This window comes from Pseudomonas sp. CBS, from assembly GCF_024734645.1.
Taxonomy (GTDB): Bacteria; Pseudomonadota; Gammaproteobacteria; order Pseudomonadales; family Pseudomonadaceae; genus Aquipseudomonas.
In genome coordinates this window covers 5,284,239-5,310,000 of sequence record NZ_CP102929.1, presented here as the reverse complement: position 1 = coordinate 5,310,000, position 25,762 = coordinate 5,284,239, and the positions used below count along the sequence as shown (strand labels likewise).

General features: G+C 59.0%; 23 protein-coding genes and 1 rRNA gene (1 of these 24 running past the window's edge). 9 read left to right on the top strand and 15 right to left on the bottom strand.

All coding sequences use genetic code 11. The features are described from left to right. The 10 genes from NVB75_RS24165 to mrcB all read right to left on the bottom strand — a co-directional run. A 16S ribosomal RNA gene (locus NVB75_RS24165) occupies positions 1-590 on the bottom strand (it extends 947 nt beyond the left edge of the window). A gap of 544 nt (positions 591-1,134) precedes the next feature. Next, entirely contained in the window at positions 1,135-1,755 is a 621-nt protein-coding gene (gene msrQ, locus NVB75_RS24160; RefSeq protein ID WP_258343645.1) for a protein-methionine-sulfoxide reductase heme-binding subunit MsrQ, read from the bottom strand. Further along, on the bottom strand, positions 1,755-2,768 hold the full coding sequence (gene msrP / locus NVB75_RS24155) for a protein-methionine-sulfoxide reductase catalytic subunit MsrP (protein WP_258343644.1): 1,014 nt from the start codon (positions 2,766-2,768) through the stop codon (positions 1,755-1,757). The genes msrQ and msrP overlap by 1 nt, the downstream gene beginning before the upstream one ends. A gap of 63 nt (positions 2,769-2,831) precedes the next feature. Continuing rightward, the gene (pssA, locus tag NVB75_RS24150; protein ID WP_003212123.1) at positions 2,832-3,689 is read right to left on the bottom strand and encodes a CDP-diacylglycerol--serine O-phosphatidyltransferase; all 858 of its coding nucleotides are present in this window, start codon (positions 3,687-3,689) and stop codon (positions 2,832-2,834) included. A 144-nt stretch (positions 3,690-3,833) separates the two neighbouring features. Then, a complete protein-coding gene (gene ilvC, locus NVB75_RS24145) occupies positions 3,834-4,850 on the bottom strand; it encodes a ketol-acid reductoisomerase (protein ID WP_003212125.1) in 1,017 nt (338 codons plus the stop codon). Positions 4,851-4,900: 50 nt separating this feature from the next. Continuing rightward, complete coding sequence (gene ilvN / locus NVB75_RS24140) at positions 4,901-5,392, bottom strand: acetolactate synthase small subunit (protein WP_003176102.1); 492 nt, start codon at positions 5,390-5,392, stop codon at positions 4,901-4,903. Between the two features lie 2 nt (positions 5,393-5,394). After that, positions 5,395-7,119 (bottom strand): acetolactate synthase 3 large subunit, encoded by a 1,725-nt coding sequence (locus tag NVB75_RS24135; RefSeq protein WP_003212127.1) that lies wholly within the window; start codon positions 7,117-7,119, stop codon positions 5,395-5,397. A gap of 431 nt (positions 7,120-7,550) precedes the next feature. Beyond that, positions 7,551-7,880 carry a YqcC family protein gene (locus NVB75_RS24130; protein WP_003212129.1) on the bottom strand — a complete coding sequence of 110 codons (330 nt, stop codon included), beginning with the start codon at positions 7,878-7,880 and terminating at the stop codon, positions 7,551-7,553. Then, positions 7,880-8,614 carry a M48 family metallopeptidase gene (locus tag NVB75_RS24125; protein WP_258343643.1) on the bottom strand — a complete coding sequence of 245 codons (735 nt, stop codon included), beginning with the start codon at positions 8,612-8,614 and terminating at the stop codon, positions 7,880-7,882. Before NVB75_RS24125 ends, NVB75_RS24130 begins: the two co-directional genes overlap by 1 nt. Before the next feature lie 16 nt (positions 8,615-8,630). After that, positions 8,631-10,955 (bottom strand): penicillin-binding protein 1B, encoded by a 2,325-nt coding sequence (mrcB, locus tag NVB75_RS24120; RefSeq protein ID WP_063033193.1) that lies wholly within the window; start codon positions 10,953-10,955, stop codon positions 8,631-8,633. Positions 10,956-11,073: 118 nt separating this feature from the next. Here mrcB and NVB75_RS24115 point away from each other — a divergent pair, with 118 nt between their 5' ends. The 3 genes from NVB75_RS24115 to NVB75_RS24105 all read left to right on the top strand — a co-directional run bounded on the left by NVB75_RS24115 (position 11,074) and on the right by NVB75_RS24105 (position 13,541). Then, complete coding sequence (locus NVB75_RS24115; RefSeq protein ID WP_258343642.1) at positions 11,074-12,630, top strand: bifunctional aminoglycoside phosphotransferase/ATP-binding protein; 1,557 nt, start codon at positions 11,074-11,076, stop codon at positions 12,628-12,630. Positions 12,631-12,724: 94 nt separating this feature from the next. Continuing rightward, entirely contained in the window at positions 12,725-13,069 is a 345-nt protein-coding gene (locus tag NVB75_RS24110; protein ID WP_258343641.1) for a pentapeptide repeat-containing protein, read from the top strand. Between the two features lie 199 nt (positions 13,070-13,268). Continuing rightward, positions 13,269-13,541: a TfoX/Sxy family protein gene (locus tag NVB75_RS24105; RefSeq protein ID WP_010206563.1), complete on the top strand. Its 273-nt coding sequence runs from the start codon at positions 13,269-13,271 to the stop codon at positions 13,539-13,541. 248 nt (positions 13,542-13,789) lie between these two features. Here NVB75_RS24105 and NVB75_RS24100 read toward each other — a convergent pair whose 3' ends face one another. Genes NVB75_RS24100 through NVB75_RS24090 form a run of 3 tightly spaced genes read right to left on the bottom strand, consistent with a single transcriptional unit; the run spans position 13,790 to position 16,469 of the window. Beyond that, positions 13,790-14,557 (bottom strand): heme ABC transporter ATP-binding protein, encoded by a 768-nt coding sequence (locus NVB75_RS24100; RefSeq protein WP_258343639.1) that lies wholly within the window; start codon positions 14,555-14,557, stop codon positions 13,790-13,792. Then, positions 14,557-15,594, bottom strand: coding sequence for an iron ABC transporter permease (locus NVB75_RS24095; protein ID WP_258343638.1), 1,038 nt, complete (start codon positions 15,592-15,594; stop codon positions 14,557-14,559). Before NVB75_RS24095 ends, NVB75_RS24100 begins: the two co-directional genes overlap by 1 nt. Further along, a complete protein-coding gene (locus tag NVB75_RS24090; protein WP_258343637.1) occupies positions 15,591-16,469 on the bottom strand; it encodes a hemin ABC transporter substrate-binding protein in 879 nt (292 codons plus the stop codon). Before NVB75_RS24090 ends, NVB75_RS24095 begins: the two co-directional genes overlap by 4 nt. 206 nt (positions 16,470-16,675) lie before the next feature. Here NVB75_RS24090 and NVB75_RS24085 point away from each other — a divergent pair, with 206 nt between their 5' ends. Further along, positions 16,676-16,993, top strand: a complete 318-nt coding sequence (locus NVB75_RS24085) for a Rieske (2Fe-2S) protein (RefSeq protein WP_258343636.1) — start codon at positions 16,676-16,678, stop codon at positions 16,991-16,993. On the opposite strand, the gene sfsA is transcribed toward NVB75_RS24085, so the two are convergent. Both sfsA and NVB75_RS24075 read right to left on the bottom strand, forming a co-directional pair. Further along, positions 16,990-17,703 carry a DNA/RNA nuclease SfsA gene (gene sfsA, locus NVB75_RS24080; RefSeq protein WP_258343635.1) on the bottom strand — a complete coding sequence of 238 codons (714 nt, stop codon included), beginning with the start codon at positions 17,701-17,703 and terminating at the stop codon, positions 16,990-16,992. The genes NVB75_RS24085 and sfsA overlap by 4 nt on opposite strands. Next, positions 17,703-18,875 (bottom strand): pyridoxal phosphate-dependent aminotransferase, encoded by a 1,173-nt coding sequence (locus NVB75_RS24075; protein ID WP_258343634.1) that lies wholly within the window; start codon positions 18,873-18,875, stop codon positions 17,703-17,705. Before NVB75_RS24075 ends, sfsA begins: the two co-directional genes overlap by 1 nt. A 321-nt stretch (positions 18,876-19,196) precedes the next feature. Between NVB75_RS24075 and dksA the strand changes: the two genes are divergently transcribed. The 5 genes from dksA to NVB75_RS24050 all read left to right on the top strand — a co-directional run bounded on the left by dksA (position 19,197) and on the right by NVB75_RS24050 (position 25,261). Then, positions 19,197-19,631, top strand: a complete 435-nt coding sequence (dksA, locus tag NVB75_RS24070; RefSeq protein ID WP_010174401.1) for an RNA polymerase-binding protein DksA — start codon at positions 19,197-19,199, stop codon at positions 19,629-19,631. Positions 19,632-19,715: 84 nt separating this feature from the next. After that, positions 19,716-20,603 carry a tRNA glutamyl-Q(34) synthetase GluQRS gene (gene gluQRS / locus NVB75_RS24065; RefSeq protein WP_258343633.1) on the top strand — a complete coding sequence of 296 codons (888 nt, stop codon included), beginning with the start codon at positions 19,716-19,718 and terminating at the stop codon, positions 20,601-20,603. Positions 20,604-20,687: 84 nt separating this feature from the next. Then, complete coding sequence (locus NVB75_RS24060; RefSeq protein WP_003176118.1) at positions 20,688-20,864, top strand: hypothetical protein; 177 nt, start codon at positions 20,688-20,690, stop codon at positions 20,862-20,864. After that, complete coding sequence (locus NVB75_RS24055) at positions 20,848-23,802, top strand: sensor histidine kinase (RefSeq protein ID WP_173860361.1); 2,955 nt, start codon at positions 20,848-20,850, stop codon at positions 23,800-23,802. The genes NVB75_RS24060 and NVB75_RS24055 overlap by 17 nt, the downstream gene beginning before the upstream one ends. 22 nt (positions 23,803-23,824) lie before the next feature. Then, on the top strand, positions 23,825-25,261 hold the full coding sequence (locus tag NVB75_RS24050; RefSeq protein WP_063033203.1) for a sigma-54 dependent transcriptional regulator: 1,437 nt from the start codon (positions 23,825-23,827) through the stop codon (positions 25,259-25,261). Positions 25,262-25,762: the final 501 nt, after the last annotated feature.

Sequence of the window (25,762 nt, the reverse complement as noted above, 5' to 3'; positions counted from 1 at the left end):
TTAACGAACCACCTACGCGCGCTTTACGCCCAGTAATTCCGATTAACGCTTGCACCCTCTGTATTACCGCGGCTGCTGGCACAGAGTTAGCCGGTGCTTATTCTGTCGGTAACGTCAAAACAGCAAAGTATTAATTTACTGCCCTTCCTCCCAACTTAAAGTGCTTTACAATCCGAAGACCTTCTTCACACACGCGGCATGGCTGGATCAGGCTTTCGCCCATTGTCCAATATTCCCCACTGCTGCCTCCCGTAGGAGTCTGGACCGTGTCTCAGTTCCAGTGTGACTGATCATCCTCTCAGACCAGTTACGGATCGTCGCCTTGGTGAGCCATTACCCCACCAACTAGCTAATCCGACCTAGGCTCATCTGATAGCGCAAGGCCCGAAGGTCCCCTGCTTTCTCCCGTAGGACGTATGCGGTATTAGCGTCCGTTTCCGAACGTTATCCCCCACTACCAGGCAGATTCCTAGGCATTACTCACCCGTCCGCCGCTCTCAAGAGAAGCAAGCTTCTCTCTACCGCTCGACTTGCATGTGTTAGGCCTGCCGCCAGCGTTCAATCTGAGCCATGATCAAACTCTTCAGTTCAAACATCTTTGGGTTTTTAAGAAACCCTAAACTTGGCTCAGCAATCGTTGGTTACATCTTTGATTTCTCGCGGAGTAACTTGTGATGCTGATAATCTTGTTGACTATCAGTCTGACTCCACAAGCACCCACACGAATTGCTTGATTCAGTTGTTAAAGAGCGGTTGGTTAAGATCTTTCGTCTCAACCGAGGCGCGCATTCTACAGCAGCCTCTGTTGCTGTCAAGCGGTTTTTTTAAGAAGCTTTCAAAGTTTCCTTTGTAACTTCAACCACTTGCCCTTCCGATCTCTCGTTAGCGGGAGGCGAATTCTACAGCGTTACACGCTGCTGTCAACACCTCTTTTTCTCCGCTTTCGACCGAGAAGATCGAACCGTTAATAGGGCTAAACAACACCGCCTTATTAACTCCTTCTGGGCTTCGATGATCTGAAGCAGCTCGCTGTCGAAACCTACATAACTCTTTGTTTACCAAGGAGTTTTCCGTTTCGACTGCGCCGGAAGTGGGGCGAATTATAGACTTCCAGAATCTGCCGTCAAGGGTTAATTACGCTTTTGTTGCAGAAGATGGTTTTTTAGCAATAAGACGGGGAATCCGGCGCATTACAGGCGGCACACGCAGCACTAGAAGCTGCGCTCCTATGGATGCATAGATAGCCCACTCCTTTAGATCAGCCCGTACGATCCACAACATATGCAGCAAACCAAGCCCGAGAATCACATAAACCAAACGATGCAGTTTCTTCCAGCGTGCCCCAAGGCGACGCTGACTGTAGCGGTTTGAGGTGACTGCCAGCACTAATAGAGAAAGGAACCCCAAGGTACCCACAATAATGTAAGGCCGCTTCCGCAGCTCGACACCCAACTGCGACCAATCCAACCCAAGGATAAATACACAGTAAGCGGCAAGATGCAAAACCACATACGCAAAGCACCACAGCCCCAGCTGCCGTCGCACAGCAATCCACCCCGCCCAACCACTGAGCTTCTGCAGCGGCGTCATGCACAGAGTGATCAGCAGCAGAATCAGGGTCCCAAGCCCGAGCCGATCCATCAGCACCTTCCCCGGGTCAGGCCCCAACGCAAAACTCCAGGCCTCGTACAACCAGAACAGCGGCCACACCGCCGCCGCTATAAAGACGCTTATGCGCCATACCGGGTAGCGCATCAATAGTTCTTCCGCAGATCAAGGCCCGTATATAGAGAGGCGACTTCATCGGAGTAGCCGTTGAACATTTGCGTCTCACGCACATTGGGACTGAACAGCCCACTGGGCAAACGCCGCTCCCGCGCCTGAGTCCAGCGCGGATGGTCGACGGTAGGATTCACGTTCGCATAAAACCCGTACTCACTCGCCGCAATGCTTTGCCAGGTGGTTTTCGGCTGTTCACTGACGAGGCTGATGCGCACGATCGACTTCACGCTCTTGAATCCATACTTCCATGGCACCACCAACCGCAACGGGGCACCATTCTGATTTGGCAATTCCCGCCCATACATCCCTACCGCCAGAATCGCCAGGGGATTCATCGCCTCATCCAGTCGCAGCCCTTCTACATAAGGCCAGTCGATCAAAGCGAAGTTGGAGCGCTGCCCCGGCATGCTCTTGGGATCCTGCAGGGTTTCAAAGCGGATGTATTTGGCCTTGGACGTCGGCTCGACGTGCTTGAGCAATTCCGAAATAGGGAAACCTATCCACGGAATGACCATCGACCACGCCTCTACGCAGCGCAGTCGATAGATTCGCTCTTCCAACTGATACGGCTTCATGAAGTCTTCAAGCGCGTAACGCCCGGGCTTGGCGACCTCACCATCGATCACCACGCTCCACGGCTCAGTCTTCAGAGACCCGGCATTCGCCGCCGGATCGCCCTTATCCGTACCAAACTCATAGAAGTTGTTGTAATGGGTCGCATCCTTGAACGGAGTGATCGCCTCATCCTTGACGGTTACCGCCTGCCATTTCGTACCCGGCAGCTTTTCGGCAAACCATCCAGGCGCCTTGCCCGGTTCGACATCCGCGTAACGCGCAGCATCATCCGCACTGGCCCAACGCGGCAGGCTGCTGGCAGCAAGACCGGCAAGCGCACCACCGAGCAAGCTGCGGCGAGAGAAATAGAGGGATTCAGGCGTGACGTCCGATTCTTTGCAATCAGACGCTTTGGGGAACTTGATTAACATGGCAACTCCGCAGCTTTGGAGGACAGATGCACCAATAGACTGCGGAGTATGGGGGAAATTACATTAAGGCAACGTTTTGCGCTGACGAAGATGCAGCAAGTACTGCACCGGGCCGGACGCGGCATAGACGAGGAACGCCAACAGCAAGATTCGCGGCGGGTCACTGAACACCACGGCGAACACCAGCACCACTGCCAGGATGGCCACAAACGGCACGCGCCCCTTGAGGTCCAGCTCCTTGAAGCTGTTGTACTTGATGTTGCTGACCATCAGCATGCCGGCCGCCGCGACCATCAAGGCCACCAGGAACGACATCTTCGAGCCCTGGATACCGTAGTCGCTGAATGCCCAGACAATACCGGCTACCACACCCGCCGCAGCCGGGCTGGCCAAGCCAATGAAGTAGCGCTTGTCGGCGGTCCCTACCTGAGTATTGAAGCGCGCCAGACGCAATGCCGCGCCAGCCACATAGATGAAGGCGACCATCCAGCCGACCTTGCCCATGTCACCCAGCGCCCAGGCGAATGCGAGCAACGCCGGCGCCACACCAAAGGCAACCATGTCCGACAGCGAGTCATACTCGGCACCGAAGGCACTCTGGGTGTTGGTCATGCGCGCCACACGCCCATCCAGGCCATCAAGGACCATGGCAACGAAGATCGCAATTGCGGCGAAACCAAAGTACTTGCTGGCCCCGGCAGCATCGCCGGCCGCCAATGCACTCTGGGCGCTCATGGAATTGATGATGGAGTAGAACCCCGCGAACAGGTTCGCAGTGGTAAACAGATTGGGCAGAAGATAGATGCCACGATGCCGGACTTTACGACCTTCAGCATCGTGCCCTTCTTCGACATGTTCATCGATCGGTAGCAGGCTTTCGGCGTCAGAGGCCTGGTTTGGCTCTTCGGGACGTTCGCTCATGGACTTTACCTTGCAACGGTGTGAAAAATTTCGACAGAAACTTGCGGCGAGTGTTCGCCCGCAAACGATGCAGCTTTATACCAGAACCTGCCCCGCAAACGAAAAAACGCGGCCTAAGCCGCGTTTTCCCTTGGTACGTACGACTTAGTTTTTGGCTTTGTCGACGATCTTGTTGGCACCGATCCACGGCATCATGGAGCGCAGTTGCTCGCCGATGATTTCGATACCGTGAGCGGCGTTGTTACGACGCTTGGCGGTCATCGAAGGGTAGCCGGTTGCGCCTTCGCTGATGAACATTTTGGCGTATTCGCCGTCCTGAATACGTTTCAGGGCGTTGCGCATGGCCTGACGGGACTCGGCATTGATCACTTCCGGGCCAGTCACGTACTCGCCGTATTCGGCGTTGTTGGAGATCGAGTAGTTCATGTTGGCGATACCGCCTTCGTACATGAGGTCAACGATCAGCTTCAGTTCGTGCAGGCATTCGAAGTAGGCCATTTCTGGCGCGTAGCCAGCTTCAACCAGGGTTTCGAAACCGGCTTTAACCAGTTCAACGGTACCGCCACACAGAACGGCTTGCTCGCCGAACAGGTCGGTTTCAGTCTCGTCCTTGAAGGTGGTTTCGATGATGCCGGTACGACCGCCACCAACGCCAGCGGCGTAGGACAGTGCAACGTTTTTGGCGTTGCCCGAGGCGTCCTGGTAGATCGCGATCAGGTCAGGGATGCCGCCGCCTTTGACGAACTCGGAACGCACGGTGTGGCCCGGTGCTTTCGGCGCGATCATGATCACGTCGAGGTCAGCGCGCGGCACAACCTGGTTGTAGTGGATCGCGAAGCCGTGGGAGAAGGCCAGGGTGGCGCCCTTCTTGATGTTCGGCTCGATTTCGTTCTTGTACAGCGCGGACTGGAACTCGTCCGGGGTCAGGATCATGACCAGGTCGGCAGCAGCAACAGCGGAAGCAACGTCAGTCACTTTCAGGCCGTGAGCTTCAGCCTTGGCAACAGTGGCCGAGCCTTTACGCAGGCCAACAGTCACGTCAACGCCGGAATCTTTCAGGTTGCACGCTTGAGCGTGGCCCTGGGAACCGTAGCCGATGATGGCGACTTTTTTGCCCTGGATGATCGACAGGTCACAATCTTTATCGTAATAAACTTTCATGAGGTTCCTCTATATATCCAGGCCGTTTAAGGCCATTCGCTAAATTTGAGTTAGATGCTGAGTACTTTGTCGCCACGAGCAATCCCGGTGACGCCACTGCGTACAGTTTCCAGAATCGAGGCCGTCCCGATCGACTGGATGAAGCTGTCCAGCTTGTCGCTTGTACCGGTCAGTTGAACGGTATAAACGCTGGCGCTCACATCGACGATCTGCCCGCGATAAATGTCGGTAGTGCGCTTGATCTCGGCCCGTTGTGCACCCGTGGCCTTGACCTTGACCAGCATCAGCTCACGCTCGATGTGGGCACTCTCCGACAAGTCGACCAGCTTGACCACTTCGATCAGCTTGTTGAGGTTTTTGGTGATCTGCTCGATCACCTCATCATGGCCAACGGTGGTCAACGTCAGACGCGACAAGGTCGGGTCTTCGGTCGGCGCCACGGTCAGGCTTTCGATGTTGTAGTTGCGTTGCGAAAACAGTCCGACCACACGTGACAGAGCGCCCGGTTCGTTCTCCAGAAGCAGGGAGATAATGTGCCGCATGATTAGGTACGCTCCGTCTTGTTCAGCCACATATCGCGCATGGAGCCGTCTTTGATCTGCATCGGATAGACGTGCTCGCTGGTGTCGACCTGAATATCAAGGAACACCAGGCGGTCCTTCATGGCGAACGCCTCTTCCATCATCGGCTTCAAATCCTTCAAATCGGTGATGCGCATGCCGACATGGCCATAGGCTTCAACCAATTTGACGAAGTCGGGCAGAGACTCCATGTAGGAATGGGAGTGACGGCTGCCGTAGCTCATGTCCTGCCACTGGCGAACCATGCCCAGTACGCCGTTGTTCAGGCAGACGATCTTCACCGGCAGACCATATTGCAGGCAGGTCGACAGTTCCTGGATGTTCATCTGGATACTGCCTTCGCCGGTGACGCAAGCAACGTCGGTGTCCGGGAAGCTCAGCTTCACACCCATGGCCGCAGGGAAACCAAAGCCCATCGTGCCCAGGCCACCGGAGTTGATCCAGCGGTTAGGCTTGTCGAACTTGTAGTACTGCGCCGCGAACATCTGGTGCTGGCCCACGTCGGAAGTCACAAAGGCATCGCCCTTGGTCACTTCGCACAGGGTTTCGATCACGGTCTGTGGCTTGATGACGCTGCCGTCGCCCTTGTCGTAAGGGAACAGGCCGCGATCACCGCGCCACTCGTCGATCTGCTTCCACCAACTGGCGACGGAATCCTTGTTCGGGGCTTCGCCGATTTCCTTCAGCGCAGCGACCATTTCGGTCAGCACGCTTTCCACAGGACCTACGATAGGCACGTCGGCCTTGATGGTCTTGGAGATGGATGCCGGGTCGATATCGATGTGGATGATCTTGGCATTCGGGCAGAACTTGCTCGCGCCGTTGATCACCCGGTCATCGAACCGCGCACCGACAGCAAGGATCACGTCAGCATGGTGCATGGCCAGGTTGGCGGTGTAGCTGCCGTGCATGCCGAGCATGCCGACGAACTGACGGTCCGAACCCGGGAAAGCACCGAGCCCCATCAAAGTGTTGGTAACTGGCAGGTTGAGCATCTTGGCCAGCTCGGTCAGCGGTGCAGAACCGCCGCCCAGAATCACGCCACCACCCGAGTAGAGCACCGGACGCTTGGCCGCCAACAGCATTTCTGCCGCCTTGCGGATTTGCCCCGAGTGCCCGCGAACCGCCGGGCTGTAGGAACGCAGCTTGGCTTTCTTCGGGAAGATGTATTCGAATTTTTCCGCCGGGTTGGTCATGTCTTTCGGGATATCGACCACCACAGGACCCGGGCGACCGGACTGTGCGAGGTAGAACGCCTTCTTCATGACTTCCGGGATTTCCGAGGCATGCTTGATCATGAAGCTGTGTTTCACGATCGGCCGGGAGATACCGATCATGTCGGTTTCCTGGAATGCGTCGGTACCAACCATGGTGCTCGCCACCTGGCCGGAAATGATCACCATCGGGATGGAGTCCATATAAGCCGTCGCGATGCCGGTGATGGCATTGGTCGCGCCAGGGCCGGAAGTCACCAGAACTACACCGGCTTTACCGGTGGCACGGGCGTAACCGTCAGCCATATGGGTAGCAGCTTGTTCGTGGCGAACCAGGATGTGGGTAACAGCCGGTTCCTTGAACAGTGCGTCGTAGACATGCAGCAGAGCACCGCCTGGGTACCCGTAGATATAGTCGACGCCTTCGTCACGCAAAAAGCGGACGAGCATCTCACCGCCAGATAAAAGCTCCACGTTGTTCACCTCTAAAACGCCAGAATACCGTCCGTTAAAAACCGACGGGTCTTAATAGGTTTACTTCTCAGCAGAGCATGAGCGACGGTGGTCGCCGACTACGTCAGCACTGACTGAGCAAGTATTGGGAGCGTCCCAAGTGTTGCGGGATTTTCCCACCCAGCGCGAGGTAACGCGTTGCGGGTGTAACAGGTCGGCGCGGGTGTGCGCCTCATGATCTGCTGAGTGGGTCTGCTTCTGGCAGTCCCTCTACAGCGGACTTTGGATTCTTCTGTTTCAGCCTCTCCAAGTCAAGCAATAATTGCGCTTTTTTCCAACTAAGCGCATGAGAACGTAGAAGAAAGGGGCTTGAGGAGGGATAAAACTCGCCTGAATGGCGCAAAGCGGTAGAAATATGCGCAAGACTGCCGGAAAAACCGGCAGCCAGGCAATTAACGAGCGTCGACGATCAGTTGATCGAACTTTTTCAGCGCAGTCCGTAGGCCAAGGCTCTCGAGCGGACGATCGGCGTAAACCATCTCGGCCATTTCCAGAATCCCCGACGCATTGGGCAATGGCAGGTCCTGCTCAAGGATCTGCTTCATCCGTGTCAGGAAAATCCATTGCAGCCACTGGTGAAAGTCCAGGGTGTCAACGGAAAAGGGTTCAACGCTGCTCAAGGCTTCAGCACTGGGGGACACTTCGTCCCACCAGCCCTGCAAGCGCAGCTCGCGCTCGATCAACAACAACTGTTCGGCAATCGCCGGAAAGCGTGCATCCATCAGAGGCTTACCTTGGCTTTTTGCCGAGCCTGGGCTGCACCGGCAGCATCGCCCTGCTTCTCACGGGCATCACCGATCAAGCTCCACAGGCTGGCCTGCAGATCAGGACGGCCATTGGCCAGGGTGAGGCCACGGCGGGCAAATTGTTCTGCTTGCGGGGCATCGCCTTGGGCCATGCGCACCTGAGCCAGGCGGTAAAGCACTTGTGGCTCGCGAGGCGCTACGCGCTGGGCGCGTTCAAGGCTCGACGATGCGCCGTTCAAGTCGCCACCCGACTGCTGCTGTTGAGCAGTAGTCAGCAACGCCAGAACCGGGCCGTCCAACTGTTCATCGGCCGACAAGCCACCGGCGCTGCTGGCGGACGGAATCCCGCTTGGCGTCGACGGCATGTTGTAGGTGCCCTGGTTGATTGGCGCCGTTTGAATCGGCGCAGAGTCCGCCGGGCCCGAGGTGCTCGGGCCTGGAGTCCACGGCTGAGTACTGATCGGCGCCGAGGTCGCTGCGCCGGCGCCCGGGATCATCACCACGACGCCCGAATCCTGAGGCACGGCTTGCGCCTTAGCCTGGGCCGGGCGGTTGGTGACGGTTTGACGGAAGCCGCCATTGGCCGAGATCCGGTCGTTGTTGGACACCGTTGTACTGGAATCCACCACCGGAATAGAGCCACGCTCCACGCTGGCGCAACCACCGAGCAATGCCAAAACTGTAATAGCTGGAATCAACAACTTGTTCACGTGAAACCCTCTTTGCTTAATTCATCCAGCCCTTGACCCAATCCATCACCGATTCAGCGCTCGCGGGTGCACTGGCACCGCACGCTGCACCGGGTGGCGGTTCGCTGCCGCGAATATACGGCATCTGCACCGCGCCCGGACAGTTGGCATCGGAACCCTGCCCGGTATGCGGATCGATCCAGGCCTGAACGATATTGTCCGGCTGCGGCATGTTCAGCGGCAGTGGATCGGCCTTCTTCATGAAACTGGTCCACACCTGCAATGCGCCGGTGGCACCGGTGAACGGCGTCTTGCCGTTGTCGTCGCGCCCCAGCCAGACCACCGCCAGCAGGTCCTGGCTGAAACCAGCGAACCAGCTGTCCCGGGAATCGTTACTGGTACCACTCTTGCCAGCCAGTGTCAGATTGGCCGGCAACACGTTGTAGGCCGAGCGTCCGGTACCTTCACGCATAACGCGCTGCATGGCGTTCTGGATCAGGTAGATCGAAGCCGGGTCAAAGCGCTGCTGAATCTGGAACGGATAACGCTTGAGCGGTTCGCCTTCAGCCGTCAAAACGCTGCGGATCCCGCGCATCGGCGTATTGAAACCACCGTTGGCCAGGGTCTGGTACATGGTCGCGACTTCCATCGGGCTCATTGCACCCGCACCCAACAGCATCGACGGGAACGCAGGGAACTCGCGAGTGATGCCCAGCCGACCGAGTGTCTTGAGAACATTCGGCACGCCCAGCTCAAGGCCAAGACGGGAGGTCGAGATGTTGTAGGAATGCGCCAGGCCCTGGTACAGGAAAATCGTACCGTGGGAGCGACGATCAAAGTTATGCGGCGTCCACATCTGGCCATCGGCACCTTTGACCGACAACGGGTCATCGGACAGCCAACTGGTCAGCGTGTACTTGCTCGGTTTTTCCAAAGCAGTCAGATATACCGCCGGCTTGACCAGCGAGCCGATCGGCCGCACCGCGTCCAGCGCCCGGTTGAACCCGGCAAAGCTGGCCTGGCGACTGCCGATCATGGCCTGGACCTCACCGGTTTCCGGGTTGGTCACCACCATCGCCGCCTCGACGTCGTCAGAACCTTTACGGCCTGCCAGGCGTTTGAAGGTGTCATTGACCGAAGCTTCAGCCTTCATTTGCAGGATCGGGTCAAAACTGGTGAAGATCCGCAGGCCTTCTTCGGTCAAGTCTTCGTCACGGTAGTCTTCACGCAACTGGCGTTTGACCAGGTCGATGAAGCCTGGGAATGAGCTGTCGGCAAGCTTGCCGCGGGTGGTCACACCCAGTGGCATTTTCTTCGCGGCAGCGACTTGTTCAGGAGTGGCGACGCCTTGCTGCTCAAGTACATCAAGCACCAGGTTGCGCCGTTCGAGCGCGCGCTCCGGGTTACGGCGCGGGTTGTAGTAGGACGGCCCCTTGACCATGCCCACCAACAGCGCCACTTGATGCAGTTTCAACTCGGACAACGGCTGGCCGAAGAAGAACTGGCTGGCCAGACCGAAACCGTGCACCGCACGCTGGCCGTCCTGCCCGACGAACACTTCATTGAGGTAGGCCTCAAGAATTTCCTGCTTGCTGTAATGCAGCTCCAGCAACATCGCCATCATGGCTTCGGTCAGCTTACGGGTCAGGCTGCGTTCGTTGGTCAGGTAGAAGTTCTTGACCAATTGTTGCGTCAGCGTACTGCCGCCCTGGGTCATCTTGCCGCCGGAGGTGTTGACCCACACGGCGCGAGCGATGGACTTCGGTGATACGCCCCAGTGGCTGTAGAAATCCCTGTCTTCTACGGCAATCAAGGTATCCAGCAGGTAAGGCGGTACCTGATCGATCTTGATCAGGATGCGGTCTTCCAGGTTTTTCGGATAAATCCCACCGATCATTAAGGGTTCCAGGCGCACCACCGGCAGCTTCGAGCCGTTGAGCGAGGACAGTTCGGCTACATAGTCGCCAGAGAAACGCACGCGCACCGGCTGGGGTTTTTCCAGGCCTTCATAGAACTGGAAACCGCGGGTGTTCAAGTCGACGGTGTTACCGGAGACGGCAGCGGCACCGGGGCCGTTGCTCACGGGTTCGCGGCGATAGCCCAGGGCATCGAGTTCGGTGAGGAAGTCATCCTTGCTCAGCTTCTGGCCGGTGAACAGTTCCAGCGGGCGCGCGTATACCTTGGCCGGAATGGTCCAGCGCTTGCCGGAGAACTTCTCCTGGACCACGGCATCGAGGTAAACCGCGAAGCCGGCGATCACTACAAGCCCTACCAGGCCGAGCTTAAGCGCCCAGCCCAGCCAAGGGCGCAGGCCGCGGGAAGGAGGTTTTTTACGGGAACGGGGAGATCGGGTACGAGTCATGGCGGCGGATTATACGCACTTTATTGATGACCAACATGAGCCGGACAGCGGTTTGCATGACCGTCTGTAGCCGCCATAATGCCCGCCATGAATTTTCCCAGACTCTGAAGGATCGCCCGTGAGCCAGTCCCTGATTGCTGCCCTGCAAAACCCGGCCCTGTTTCCCCATCCGGTGGATCAGTTCCAAGTCATCGAGACCCATATTTCCTGGGTCCTGCTCACGGGTGACTACGCCTACAAGATGAAGAAACCGGTGAATTTCGGCTTCCTCGATTTCACCACCCTGGAAGCACGGCGCCACTTCTGCAATGAAGAGCTGCGCCTCAACCAGCGCCTGACCGATGATTTGTATCTTGAAGTGTTGCCAATCACCGGCAGCGCCGAAGCACCGCAAGTGGGTGGCGACGGGCCGGTGGTCGACTACGTGCTGAAAATGCGCCAGTTCCCGCAGAGCCAACTGCTCAGCACCTTGCAAGCCAACGGCGAATTGACCAACGCGCACATCGACGAAATGGCCAGACAGATCGCGCACTTTCACCTGAACGCCCCGAAAGTGCCGGCCACCCACTCCGCCGGCACCCCGCACGACGTCATGGCGCCGGTGCTGCAGAACTTCGAGCAGATCCGCCCGTTCCTCAGCGACAAAGCCGACCTGGCTCAACTGGATGCCTTGCAGGCCTGGGCCGAAAGCAGCTTCGAACGCCTCAAGCCCCTGTTCGAACAGCGCAAGCTCAACGGCTTTACCCGCGAATGCCACGGTGATATCCACCTGGGTAACGCCACGATGATTGATGGCCACGTGGTGATCTTCGACTGCATCGAGTTCAACGAGCCATTCCGCTTCACCGACGTATATGCCGACACCGGTTTCCTGGCGATGGACTTGGAAGACCGTGGCCTCAAAAGCCTGGCGCGACGCTTCATCAGCCAGTACCTGGAGCTGACCGGCGACTATCAAGGCCTGGAAGTGCTGAACTTCTATAAAGCCTACCGCGCCCTGGTACGCGCCAAGGTCGCGCTGTTCAGCATGCCTTCCGAGGCGGACGCCGTGCAGCGTGCTACCACCCTGCGCCAGTACCGCAACTACGCCAACCTTGCGGAAAGCTACAGCACCATCCCATCGCGCTTCCTGGCCATCACCCACGGCGTATCTGCCGTGGGTAAAAGCCATGTATCCATGCGCCTCGTAGAAGCATTGGGGGCAATTCGCCTGCGTTCGGACGTGGAGCGCAAGCGCCTGTTCGGTGAGCAGAAGGTCGAGAACACGCCACAGGCCGGGATCTACGCCGCAGACGCCAGCGCCGCCACCTATGCGCGCTTGAACGAGATCGCTGACACCGTGCTGCGCGCAGGTTTCCCGGTGGTACTGGACGCGACCTTCCTCAAGCGTGAACAACGCGACGCTGCGGCCAAGATCGCCGAGGCTACCGGCGCACCGTTCCTGATCCTCGACTGCAATGCGCCACAGGCTGTTATCGCCGCTTGGCTGGCACAACGTCAGGCGGACAAGAATGATCCGTCCGACGCCACCCTGACCATCATCGAAGAGCAGCAGGCCACCCGTGACCCACTCAGCGCTGAAGAGCTACTGCTGAGCAAACGCGTGGAAACCAATGAAAGCGGAACCCTCGACGCATTGGTGGCACATATCCGCCAACGCCTGCCGGGCCTGTAAGAAATATTTCTTGGTCGTGTAGCCTTCCGGGGCTCACGGCCGAGCAATAGTGGCACTATAATGGCGTCATAATTCCAACACGGGAGTCGCCATTGTGAGCCATCCGAAGCTACTTGATACCCCGCTGTACGCGCTTCTGCATAAAGATGACATCCGCGGCTTCAACCAGGAGCGTCCAAAAGACGGTCCGATCGATATGCGCGGCGGCGACTTTCGCGGCCTGGACCTGCGCGACCTGAACGCCCAGGGCGTGGATTTCACCGACGCTTATTTCCGCTCCGCCGACTTGCGCGGCCTGGATTTGCGTGACTGCCCACTGGAAGGCGCGAGCCTGGCGCATGCCCAGATCTCCGGCACTTATTTCCCCCCTGAATTGAGCGCTGACGAGATCCTGATGTCCGTCAATTTCGGCACGCGCCTACGTTACCGCACACGGTAAAACCGCTGTATCGCCTCCCGGTTACGCCCAAGGCGTACCGGGGCTTCACCCTTTCCTACGCCAAAATCCCCGCCTGCCTTAGAAGCTTTAGGTCGTTGCCGACCAAAGAACTACGCTTTTCCTACTGAGCGCTACACTCCTTTCAGGCTTGCCTGGTCACGATACCCACCGAACCATTCGGCCGTCGCAAGGAGGCTTGATGAATGATGAGCTGCAACACCTGAAAAACCTTGGCAAGACGTCGGCACAATGGCTGCATGCGGTGGGCATCCACAGTGCGTCCGACTTACGCCGTCTGGGGGCAGTAGACGCGTACCGTGCCGTACGCACCCGTGGCTTCAGGGCATCCAAGGTATTGCTGTACGCCATTGAAGGCGCGCTGATGGATGTGCACTGGAATGACATTCCCGCTGAACGCAAGGAGGCTTTGAACCGTCAGCTGGACGCTCTTTCGGCACGCCAAAAGAATTGAGACGGCAACTTGCCCCCACGTTTCCGGGGATTCCAAACGAATGTTTGAGGAAATTCAAAAAGGTCGCAAAAACAAATGTTGACTCTTAAATGAGAATCGTTATGATTATCACAACTGGTCGCGAGATCAGCCGATAACTGAAAGACCATTGGTTCGGACTCTCAGATTATCTCCTCATCAGGCTAATCACGGTTATTTGACCCGGCTCTTGCCGGGTCTTTTTTTGCCTGTAAAAAACGGCGGCGATTTCAGCGTGCAATGATCAACGGATGGCCGCGCTCCGGATGCGGCTGCACCAACACATCCAACCCGAATACCGCCTTCAGCGGCTCAGGCCGCAGCACCTGCTCAGGCGTATCCAACGCATGGGGTCGCCCATCCTCCAACAACAAAATGCGATCACAGTAACGTGCCGCCAGGTTCAGATCGTGAAGGATCACCAGCACGGCCGCACCACGGTCGGCAAAGCTGCGGATCGCCTGCAAGGTCGTGTGCTGGTGCAACGGATCAAGCATCGACGTCGGCTCATCCAGCAACAAGGTCTGCCCCGCCTCACCTGGCCAGAGCTGCGCCAGCACTCGTGCGAGGTGCACACGCTGCCGCTCGCCGCCCGATAACGCCAGGTAGCTGCGCCCGCTCAAGTGGCCGACGTCGGCAGCCTGTAACGCTGCGTTGATGATTTCATCGTCACGCACCCGGCCAGTCTGATGAGGCAAGCGACCCATGCCCACAACCTCTTCGACGCGAAAGGCAAAGTCCAGGGTCGAGGTCTGCGGCAAAACCGCCAGGCGCTGGGCACGCTGCGCTCCGCCCCAGTCTTTCAACTCTCGCTCATCCAGCCACACACAGCCTTGGTCGGGCTGTAACTCACCACATAACGCACCGAGCAATGTACTTTTTCCCGCACCGTTGGGGCCCAGCACGCCGAGCACTTCACCTGGCAGCAGGTCCAGGGTGACGTCCGCCAACACGGTTTTGCGCCCACGGCGGATCTGCAGGTCTTCTACTCGCAGCATCACGCGCGCCCTCGTAACAACAGGTAGAGAAAAAACGGCGCACCGATAAACGCGGTAACAATGCCGATAGGTAATTCCGCCGGCGCCAAGGCCAGGCGCGCCACCAGATCGGCAAACAACAGCAAACTCGCCCCCGCCAACACCGAGGCTGGCAGCAGCACCCGATGATCGGGCCCCGCCAGCAGGCGCACCAGATGCGGCACCACCAACCCGACAAAGCCGATCATCCCCGCCGCCGCCACCGCGGCGCCCACGCCCAGCGCGGTGCAGAACACCAGCTCGCGCTTGAGGCCTTCAACATTAATGCCCAAGTGGCTGGCTTCCGACTCACCCAGCAGGAGTGCATTCAGCGCCTTGGCCCGGCGCGGCAGCCAAAGGGCGACGCCAGCGCTCACCAGCAGCAGCGGCCATAACCGCGAGTAGCTGGCGCCATTCAGGCTGCCCAAGTTCCAGAACGTCAGGGTGCGCAAGGTGGCGTCATCTGCCAGGTAGGTGAACAGGCCCACCGCCGAACTGGCGAGCGCCGTCAGGGCGATCCCCGCCAGCAACATGGTCGCAACATTGGTTTGGCCGTTGCGCCGCCCCAGACGATAGACCAGCGCGGTTACCCCCAGACCACCGAGGAAAGCACACAGCGACAGCAGATAAGGCCCAAAGGCATCCGGTAATCCGCCAAAAAACGAACCACCGACAATCGCAATCGCCGCGCCCAGCGCCGCGCCGCTGGACACCCCTACCAACCCAGGATCAGCCAAGGGATTACGAAACAGGCCCTGCATCGCAACGCCGGAGAGTGCCAGAACCCCGCCGACGGCCAGGCCCAGCAACGTACGCGGCAGTCGAATCTGCCCGAGGATCAACTCCGCCTGTTCCAGGCCGTGCGCGTCGATGGGCACACCCAACAAGCGCAACGCCGCCCGGAGTGTGTCCATCAACGGCAAGCTGACCGGCCCCAGGGCCAATGACAGCCAAATCGCCAATACACACAGCAGACTCAAGCCGATAAACAGGGTTCGCGGTTTAACCAGAGTGGTCATGGGGCGGTATTAGCCTGGAACGGATAGAACCCGGCAGACAGCTTCACCAGGCTTTGCGGCAAGCGCGGCCCAAGCCCGCCCACCAGCAGCGTCGGGTCCAGTTCATAGACGCGTCCATTCTTGGCCGCCGGCGTCGACGCCAGGATCGGATTTTCCTTGAACAATGCTGTACGGGCCGCATCACCCGTCAGGGCACGATCGGCAAACACCAGCACTTCAGGATTCAGACCCGCCAGGGACTCCACGGAAAACGGTTTGTAACCATTGTGGGTTGCCAGGTTATGGCCGCCGGCCTGCTGCAACATCCAGTCAGCCGCCGTGTCTTTGCCGGCGATCAGCGGTTTGCCGCCGGCATGCCCCAACAGCAACAGCACTCCAGGCGCTTTTTGCGTGGCCTGGGCCTTGGTCACCCAGTTCTTTTGTTGATCCAGTTGTTGCTGATAGTCGCTGAACAACTCCGCAGCCTTGGCTTCACTGCCCAGCAACTTGCCCAAATGCTGAAGGTTGCCCTGCAGCGTCGGCAGATTCGGCTCAGCCGAAAACAGCTCCACTTTCACACCAGCATTGCGGATTTGCGCCAATACCGGCGGCGGCCCCATTTCCTCTGTACCGACCAGGATTTGCGGGCGCAGGCTCAGAATGCCCTCCGCCGACAACTGACGCTGGTAACCAATGCTCGGTAACGCCTTGAGGGATTCAGGATGCTGGCTGGTGGTATCCACACCCACCAGCTTTGACTCACCGCCCAGGGCCGTCACCCATTCTGACAACGCACCACCGGCGCTGACCCAACGTTGTGGCAGTTCAGAGGCCTGGGCCCCAGTGTTGACCAGCAGTCCGACAACGAGCGCGATAGCACTGGCACTCAGGCGCATAAAAGGGTTTCCTTCCAAGGGGTGAGCCCGCTGAAACACTCGCAATGTGACAGATCAAGGCTGCCCGACATCGTACAGAGCGCCCAGTCAGCTAACGGGCGAAGCCGGCATTTGATAATTGTTTGCATTTGCACGTCAAGCGCCGGGCTCTTCGGCCAAATCAGGATAGCCTTGCAGCCCGCAAACGGCGGCACTTAAGGACCGATATGAAGTTTCTCTGCACCTCCAGCGAACTCGCACCCAACGCCAGCCTCGGTTTCGATATCGACGGCCGCAAGCTGTTTGCCGTGCGCCGCGAAGGCATTGCCTACTTCTATATCAACCGTTGCCCACATCGCGGGGTGCCGCTGGAATGGCAGCCGCACCAGTTTCTCGACCCGAGCGCGAGCATGATCCAGTGCGCCACCCATGGCGCACTGTTCCTGATCGAAAGCGGTGAGTGCGTCGCCGGGCCTTGCGCCGGTCAAAGCCTGACAGCCCTGCCCGGCCGCGAGGACGAACAGGGCCTGTGGGTGCAACTCTAATCGCCGAGCAATACTTCCAGACGGCGGTCGACACAGATTTCCTCTGACGTCACCCGCACGCCATAGGCCAGCACCTCGACGCCCGCCGCCTTGGCCTCACGCAATGCAGCCGCATAACCGGCATCAATTTCTTCGGCAGGACGCACCGCATCAATCCCCGAGAGGTTGACGCAATACAACTGCACCGCCCGCACACCCTCACGCGCCAGATGCGCCAGTTCTCGCAAATGCTTGGCCCCGCGCTGGGTTACGGCATCGGGAAACGCTGCTGTCGAAGTCCCATCAAACCCGAGGGTGACGCTTTTGACTTCGACATACGCCGCGCCCAATGGGTAATCCAGACGGAAATCGATCCGACTGTTTTCCTGGCCGTAGGCTACTTCGCGCTTCAGCGCCGTAAAGCCGTTGAGCTCGGTGATAACCCCGGCCCGCAGCGCCTCTTCCACCAACTGATTGGCCCGCGCGGTATTCACACACGCCAGGCGTGCCTGCGGGGTTTCGCTGATTTCCCAAGTGCCGGGCAGCTTGCGCTTGGGGTCATTGGAGCGGCTGAACCAGACTTGGCCACCTTCCATCATGCAGTTGAACATCGAGCCGGTGTTCGGGCAGTGAATGGTCAGGAACTCGCCGGTAACGGTTTCGATATCGGCGAGAAAACGCTTGTAGCGGCGGATCAGCCGGCCTTCTTCGAGGGGAGGATTAAAGCGCATCAGCCTTGCCAACTCCGCAAGCCACGGGCAATCCGTTCGACGGCTTCCTGTAGGCGATCAAGGTTTTGTGTGTAGGCAAAACGCACATGATGACCGGCTTGATAGCGACCGAAATCCAGGCCTGGAGTGAACGCGACGTGCTCGGTTTCGAGGAAGTGTCGGCAGAAGGCAAAGGCATCGCCGCCGAATTTGCTGATATCGGCGTACAAATAGAACGCACCTTCCGGCTCGACAGCGATGCCGAAGCCGAGCTCCCGCAGGGCTGGCAGCAGGAAGTCGCGACGACGACCAAACTCGGCCCGGCGATCTTCAAGAATGTTCAAGGTTTGCGGGGTAAAGCAGGCCAGGGCCGCATGCTGGGCCATGCTCGGTGCGCTGATGTAGAGATTCTGCGCGAGCTTTTCCAGTTCACCCACAGCAGCCGGCGGCGCCACCAGCCAGCCCAGGCGCCAGCCGGTCATTCCGAAATACTTCGAAAAACTATTTAGAACGAAAGCTTCATCGTCCACCTCCAGCACGCTGGCGGCATCGGTGCCGTAGGTCAGGCCGTGATAGATCTCATCCACCACCAAATGCCCATTGCGCGCCTTGATGGCGCTCGACAGTCCGGCCATCTCGTCGCGCGTCAGGATGGTGCCGGTAGGGTTGGCGGGCGAAGCGACCAACGCGCCCACGCTGTCCTGATCCCAGTGACGAGCCACCAGGTCGGCGGTCAGTTGATAACGCACGTCGGGGCCGACCGGGACCAATTGCGCCGCGCCTTCCACCAGCCGCAGGAAGTGACGGTTGCACGGGTAACCGGGGTCTGCCAGCAGCCAGTGCTTGCCGGGGTCCACCAGCAAGCTGCTCGCCAGTAGCAGGGCACCTGAACCACCGGGGGTGATCAAAATTCGCTCAGGGTCGATATCCAGCCTGTAGCGCTGCTGGTAGAAACCACTGATAGCCTCACGTAACTCCGGCAGCCCTCGGGCCGCGGTATAGCGGGTCTTGCCATTGGCCAGCGCCGCCTGCCCGGCCTTGATGATGGGCTCGGCGGTGGTGAAGTCCGGCTCGCCGATTTCCAGGTGAATCACGTCGTGACCGGCGGCCTGCAATTCATTGGCCCGCGCCAGCAACGCCATGACATGGAAAGGTTCGATAGCGCGACTGCGCGCACTGTAGGGCTGAGCCATTAGCCTTCCTTAACTGTGAGGACAAACCCCGATTCTACCCAACCCGCCGCACAAAACCTGCTCTATTGCCCGAAGCCATGTAGCACCCACGGCGAGCAACTACCTGCAAAACAGCTAAAATCAACATTCGAGACCGTACAAGCCCGCCCCGCTGGGGCCTGCGGCGGTTTTCAACCCTCAAGAGAAGGTGCCTCGACAACCGGGAGTGGCGCACCCTGAATCTATCTGGTAAGTTCGCCCGCTTGCAGCCGCAGGGCCGGCAGGTGTCGGTGATGTTGCAATCCTGCGCAATGGATTAGAAGAGTGAGAGGCGGTCCATTCATGCCCACCCAAGCAAAGCAACAGAGCATCAGCGGCTTCCAACCCTACGTCGAATCGAAGGGTGAGGAATACATGGGCAAGCCCATGCGCGAACACTTCTCCAAGATCCTGAAGCAGTGGAAACAGGACTTGATGCAAGAGGTTGACCGTACCGTTGACCATATGAAGGACGAAGCGGCCAACTTCCCTGACCCGGCAGACCGTGCCAGCCAGGAAGAAGAGTTCGCCCTTGAACTGCGCGCCCGTGATCGCGAGCGCAAGCTGATCAAGAAAATCGACAAGACCCTGCAACTCATCGAAGACGAAGAGTATGGCTGGTGCGAGTCCTGCGGCGTCGAGATTGGTATTCGCCGCCTGGAAGCGCGTCCTACCGCCGACTTGTGCGTGGACTGCAAGACCTTGGCTGAAATCAAGGAAAAACAGGTCGGTAAGTAATCGTCGCCGAGCTGTACAAATGGGGCGTGCGAACGCTCCATTTTTGTTTCTGGCGTTTGCTGGTTTTCCAGTAATATCCGGCCCATGACAGCCTCCTCCTATATCGGGCGTTTCGCCCCCACGCCCAGCGGACACCTGCATTTCGGTTCCCTGGTCGCAGCCCTCGCCTCCTACCTCGACGCCCGCGCCAATCAAGGCCGCTGGCTGATGCGCATGGAAGACCTCGATCCGCCACGGGAAGAACCCGGCGCCCAGGCCGCAATCCTCAATGCCCTTGAACGCTACGGCTTCGAATGGGACGGGGAATTGGTCCGACAAAGCGAGCGGCACGATGCCTACGCCGAAGTGCTCAACCGCCTGTTCAATCAGGGCCTGGCCTACGCCTGCACCTGTTCGCGCAAGCAACTGGAACCCTACAACGGGATTTATCCCGGCCTGTGCCGCAATGCCGGGCACGACCAGCAAGATGCCGCCATTCGTCTGCGGGTGCCGGAGTTGGACTACCACTTTACCGACCGTGTACAAGGCGAATTCCGACAGCATCTGGGTCGTGACGTAGGCGATTTCATCATCCGCCGTCGCGACGGCCTGTATGCCTACCAACTGGCGGTAGTCCTCGATGACGCCTGGCAAGGTGTGACCGACATCGTGCGTGGCGCCGACCTGCTCGACTCCACGCCGCGCCAGCTGTACCTGCAAGAACTGCTGGGCCTGCGCCAACCGCGTTACCTGCATGTGCCCCTGATCATCCAGCCGGACGGTAACAAGCTGGGCAAATCCTACCGCTCACCGCCCTTGCCCACCGGCCAGGCCACGCCTTTGCTGTTAAGAGCGCTGCGTGCCCTGGGCCAGCCAGCGGGCGACGAACTGAACCACGCCAGCCCACGGGAACTGCTGGATTGGGGCATTGCGCACTGGGACGCCACACAGATCCCGCGCACACTCACGCTGGCCGAAGCGCAATTGCGCTGAAGGCGCTTGCAGCTTGCGAGCCATCCGTTACCATCGCTCATACAAAAAATCGTTATATTTCCGCAATTTCAATCAAGGGCCAACATGTACATCTATCGATTGGTCCTGCTGTTGGTCGTCGGGATCTACCTGTTTTCTCCCGCCATCATGGATTGGTGGATCGACGCCACAGGCGCCTGGTACCGGCCCTATCTGCTTTGGCTGATTCTGATCGTCGTGACTTTCATCCTGCAGAGCCAAAAAGATGCCGATGAGCTTTAGCCTGACCGAGATGCTGCTGATCAGCGCCGCCTACCTGGCCGCGCTGTTCGGGGTAGCCTGGATCAGTGAGCGCGGAATGATTCCGCGGGCGATCATTCGCCATCCGTTGACCTACACCTTGTCCTTGGGCGTGTACGCCAGCGCTTGGGCGTTTTACGGCACGGTGGGCCTGGCCTATCAGTATGGATACGGCTTTCTTTCGAGTTATCTCGGGGTGTCCGGGGCGTTCTTGCTGGCGCCGGTGCTGCTGTATCCGATCCTGAAAATCACCCGCACCTATCAGCTGTCGTCACTCGCCGACCTGTTTGCGTTCCGCTTTCGCAGCACCTGGGCCGGTGCACTGACCACGATCTTCATGCTGATCGGCGTGCTGCCGTTGCTGGCGTTGCAGATCCAGGCGGTGGCCGACTCCATCAGCATCCTCACCCGCGAGCCGGTGCAGCACCGCGTTGCATTGAGCTTCTGTGCGCTGATCACCCTGTTCACGATCTTCTTCGGCTCACGGCATATCGCTACCCGTGAGAAGCATGAAGGCCTGGTGTTCGCGATCGCATTTGAGTCGGTGATCAAGCTGATCGCCATTGGCGGCGTTGGCCTGTATGCGCTCTACGGTGTATTCGACGGCCCGCAACAGCTGGAACTGTGGCTGCTGCAAAACCAGACCGCCCTGGCTGCCCTGCACACGCCGTTGCAGGAAGGCCCATGGCGCACGCTGCTGCTGGTGTTTTTCGCCTCGGCCATCGTGATGCCGCACATGTACCACATGACCTTCACCGAAAACCTCAACCCGCGTTCACTGGTCAGCGCCAGCTGGGGCTTGCCGTTGTTCCTGCTGCTGATGAGCCTGGCGGTGCCGCTGATTCTCTGGGCGGGCCTGAAGCTTGGCGCCACCACCAATCCGGAATACTTCACCCTGGGCATCGGCATTGCCGCCAACAGCAAGTCACTGGCCCTGCTGGCCTATGTCGGCGGATTGTCGGCCTCCAGCGGCCTGATCATCGTCAGTACCCTGGCCCTGTCGGGGATGGCGCTCAATCACCTGGTACTGCCGCTCTACCAGCCGCCAGCCGAAGGCAATATCTACCGCTGGCTGAAATGGACCCGCCGGGCGCTGATCGTCGCAATCATCATGGCTGGCTATGGCTTCTACCTGATGCTGGGTGCCGAGCAGGACCTGGCCAACCTGGGCATCGTGGCCTTTGTCGCCACGCTGCAGTTCCTGCCGGGGGTGTTGTCGGTGCTGTACTGGCCGACCGCTAACCGCCGTGGGTTTATCGCCGGGCTGCTGGCCGGCATCCTGGTGTGGACCGTCACCATGCTGCTGCCCTTGGTGGGCAATCTGCAGGGTTTCTACATCCCGCTGCTGAACATGATCTACGTGCTGGATGACACCAGTTGGCACATGGCGGCGATTGCTTCGCTGGCGGCCAACGTGCTGATGTTCACCCTGATCTCGCTGTTCACCAACGCCAGCCCCGAAGAAACCAGCGCCGCCGAAGCCTGCGCTGTGGATAACGTGCGCCGCCCGCAACGCCGCGAACTGCACGCGGCCTCGCCCCAGGAGTTCGCCACGCAACTGGCCAAGCCCCTGGGCGCCAAGGCTGCGCAAAAGGAAGTCGAGCAGGCCCTGCGCGACCTTTACCTGCCATTCGACGAACGCCGGCCTTACGCGTTGCGCCGCCTGCGCGACCGTATCGAGGCCAACCTTTCCGGCTTGATGGGCCCGAGTGTGTCCCAGGACATGGTCGAGACCTTCCTGCCCTACAAGGCCGGCGGCGAAAACTACGTGACCGAAGACATCCACTTCATCGAGAGCCGGCTGGAGGATTACCACTCGCGCCTCACCGGCCTTGCCGCCGAACTCGATGCCTTGCGCCGCTATCACCGCCAGACGCTCCAAGAGTTGCCGATGGGCGTCTGCTCCCTGGCCAAGGATCAAGAGATCCTGATGTGGAACAAGGCCATGGAAGAACTCACCGGGATCGCCGCCCAGCGCGTGGTGGGTTCGCGCCTGAATACCATTGGCGACCCATGGAAAGAACTGCTCCAGGGCTTCATCAACCTGCCCGACGAACACTTGCACAAACAGCACCTGGCGCTGGACGGCCAGACCCGCTGGCTCAACCTGCACAAGGCCGCCATCGACGAGCCCCTCGCTCCCGGCAACAGCGGCCTGGTATTGCTGGTGGAAGACCTGACCGACACCCAGATGCTCGAAGACAAACTGGTGCATTCCGAGCGCCTGGCCAGCATCGGTCGTCTGGCGGCGGGTGTGGCCCATGAAATCGGCAATCCGATCACCGGTATCGCCTGCCTGGCGCAAAACCTGCGGGAAGAGCGCGAGGAAGACGGCGAGATCATCGAAATCAGCGGGCAGATTCTCGAGCAGACCAAACGCGTCTCGCGCATCGTGCAGTCGCTGATGAGCTTTGCCCACGCGGGTGCCCATCAGAATCACGACGAAGCGGTGTGCCTGGCCGAAGTCGCCCAGGATGCCATTGGGCTGCTGGCCTTGAACCGGCGCAATTTCGAAGTACAGTTCTTTAACCTGTGCGACCCGGAACATTGGGTCGACGGTGATTCACAACGCCTGGCCCAAGTGCTGATCAACCTGCTGTCCAACGCCCGCGACGCGTCGCCGGCCGGCAGCGCAGTTCGGGTCAAGAGCGAGGCTTTCGAGCACACGGTCGACCTGATCGTCGAGGACGAAGGCAGCGGCATTCCACAGAACATCATGGATCGATTGTTCGAACCCTTCTTCACCACCAAGGATCCGGGTGAAGGTACCGGTCTGGGCCTTGCACTGGTCTATTCCATCGTTGAAGAGCATTATGGACAAATCACCATCGACAGCCCGGCTGACACCGAAAGCCAACGCGGCACCCGTATTCGGGTGACCTTGCCGCGTCATGTCGAAGCGACGTCCGCTGTGAACTGAGACCGTCGAGAGAGTTGAATCAATGCCGCACATTTTGATCGTCGAAGACGAAACCATTATCCGCTCTGCCTTGCGTCGCCTGCTTGAACGTAATCAGTACCAGGTCAGCGAAGCCGGCTCGGTGCAGGAAGCCCAAGAGCGTTTCAGCATTCCCACGTTCGACCTGATCGTCAGTGACCTACGTTTGCCCGGTGCCCCTGGCACCGAGTTGATCAAACTCGGCCAAGGCACGCCGGTGCTGATCATGACCAGCTACGCCAGCCTGCGCTCGGCAGTGGACTCGATGAAGATGGGCGCGGTGGACTACATCGCCAAGCCTTTCGACCACGACGAAATGCTCCAGGCTGTGGCCCGCATCCTGCGTGACCGTCAATCCGCCAGCAGCACACCGGCTGAACGCCCGGCAGCGGGCAAGGCCGTCAACGGCGCTGAAAAGCCCGGCGTGGATAACAGTAATGGCGAAATCGGCATTATCGGTTCCTGCCCACCGATGCAGGACCTGTACAGCAAGATCCGCAAAGTGGCGCCCACTGACTCCAATGTATTGATTCAGGGCGAATCCGGCACTGGTAAAGAACTGGTGGCCCGCGCCCTGCACAACCTGTCCAAACGCGCCAAGGCACCGATGATCTCGGTGAACTGCGCGGCGATCCCCGAATCCCTGATCGAATCCGAATTGTTCGGCCATGAAAAAGGTGCCTTTACCGGCGCCAGCGCTGGCCGTGCGGGTTTGGTTGAGGCCGCCGATGGCGGCACGTTGTTCCTCGACGAGATTGGCGAACTGCCACTGGAAGCTCAGGCACGTTTGCTGCGGGTACTCCAGGAAGGTGAAATCCGCCGCGTCGGCTCGGTACAGTCGCAGAAGGTCGATGTACGACTGATCGCGGCCACGCACCGAGACCTGAAAAGCCTGGCCAAGATCGGCCAGTTCCGTGAAGACCTTTATTACCGCCTGCACGTGATCGCGCTCAAACTACCCGCCCTGCGCGAGCGTGGTGCCGACGTCAACGAAATCGCCACGGCCTTCCTGGCGCGCCAGAGTGCGCGGATCAACCGTACCGACCTGAAGTTTGCTGCCGATGCCGAGCAGGCAATCCGTCACTATTCCTGGCCGGGTAACGTGCGGGAGCTGGAGAACGCGGTAGAACGCGCGGTGATTCTGTCGGAGAGCCCGGAGATTTCCGCCGAGCTGCTGGGGATCGATATCGAGCTCAGCGACCTGGATGACGACGACTTCATCGGCCTGCCGCCGCAGCAGGGTGGCAGTAACAACAGCCACGAGCCGACGGAAGATTTGTCCCTGGAGGATTACTTCCAGCACTTCGTCCTCGAGCATCAGGACCATATGACCGAGACCGAACTGGCGCGCAAGCTGGGCGTCAGCCGTAAATGCCTGTGGGAACGGCGCCAGCGCCTGGGCATCCCACGGCGCAAAACCGGGGTTGCCAGCGAAAGCTGAGTGGGGGCGCCTCCACAGGTAACACTCTGAGATGTGAAAAAACTGTTACCGCTGATTTTTCACGTAACAAAAGCCGGGGCTTACGGTAACGAAGCCCCGGCTTTTTTTCGCCTTCAAAAAACCCGAAAACGCTCCGAACCCCTTATTTTGCTGGGCCTCGCAAAAGTTGGCACGCACCCTGCTATATGCTTAGTACAAAAACAATAACAAGCAAATGTACAAGACAATAAAAATAAGACGAATCGACTCACGCATAACAAAAACAACACGGCGGAGGCGCAGCTAACTGATTCTTTTGGAGAGGCGTTGCATTTGGGGCTTGCCCCGCAACCAGGCCGAGAACAACAAAAACTGCCCTAAGGCAGAGCCTGAACTGGTTGGATCGTAGATCAGCAACACAGCGACCAAAGCAATCCGTTTGCTCTTGGCTCCCGATTGGGAGTGTCATGAAGGTGAAGCTTCATGGCGAGGGCGATCAACAAAAACAAGAAGCCCGAAACC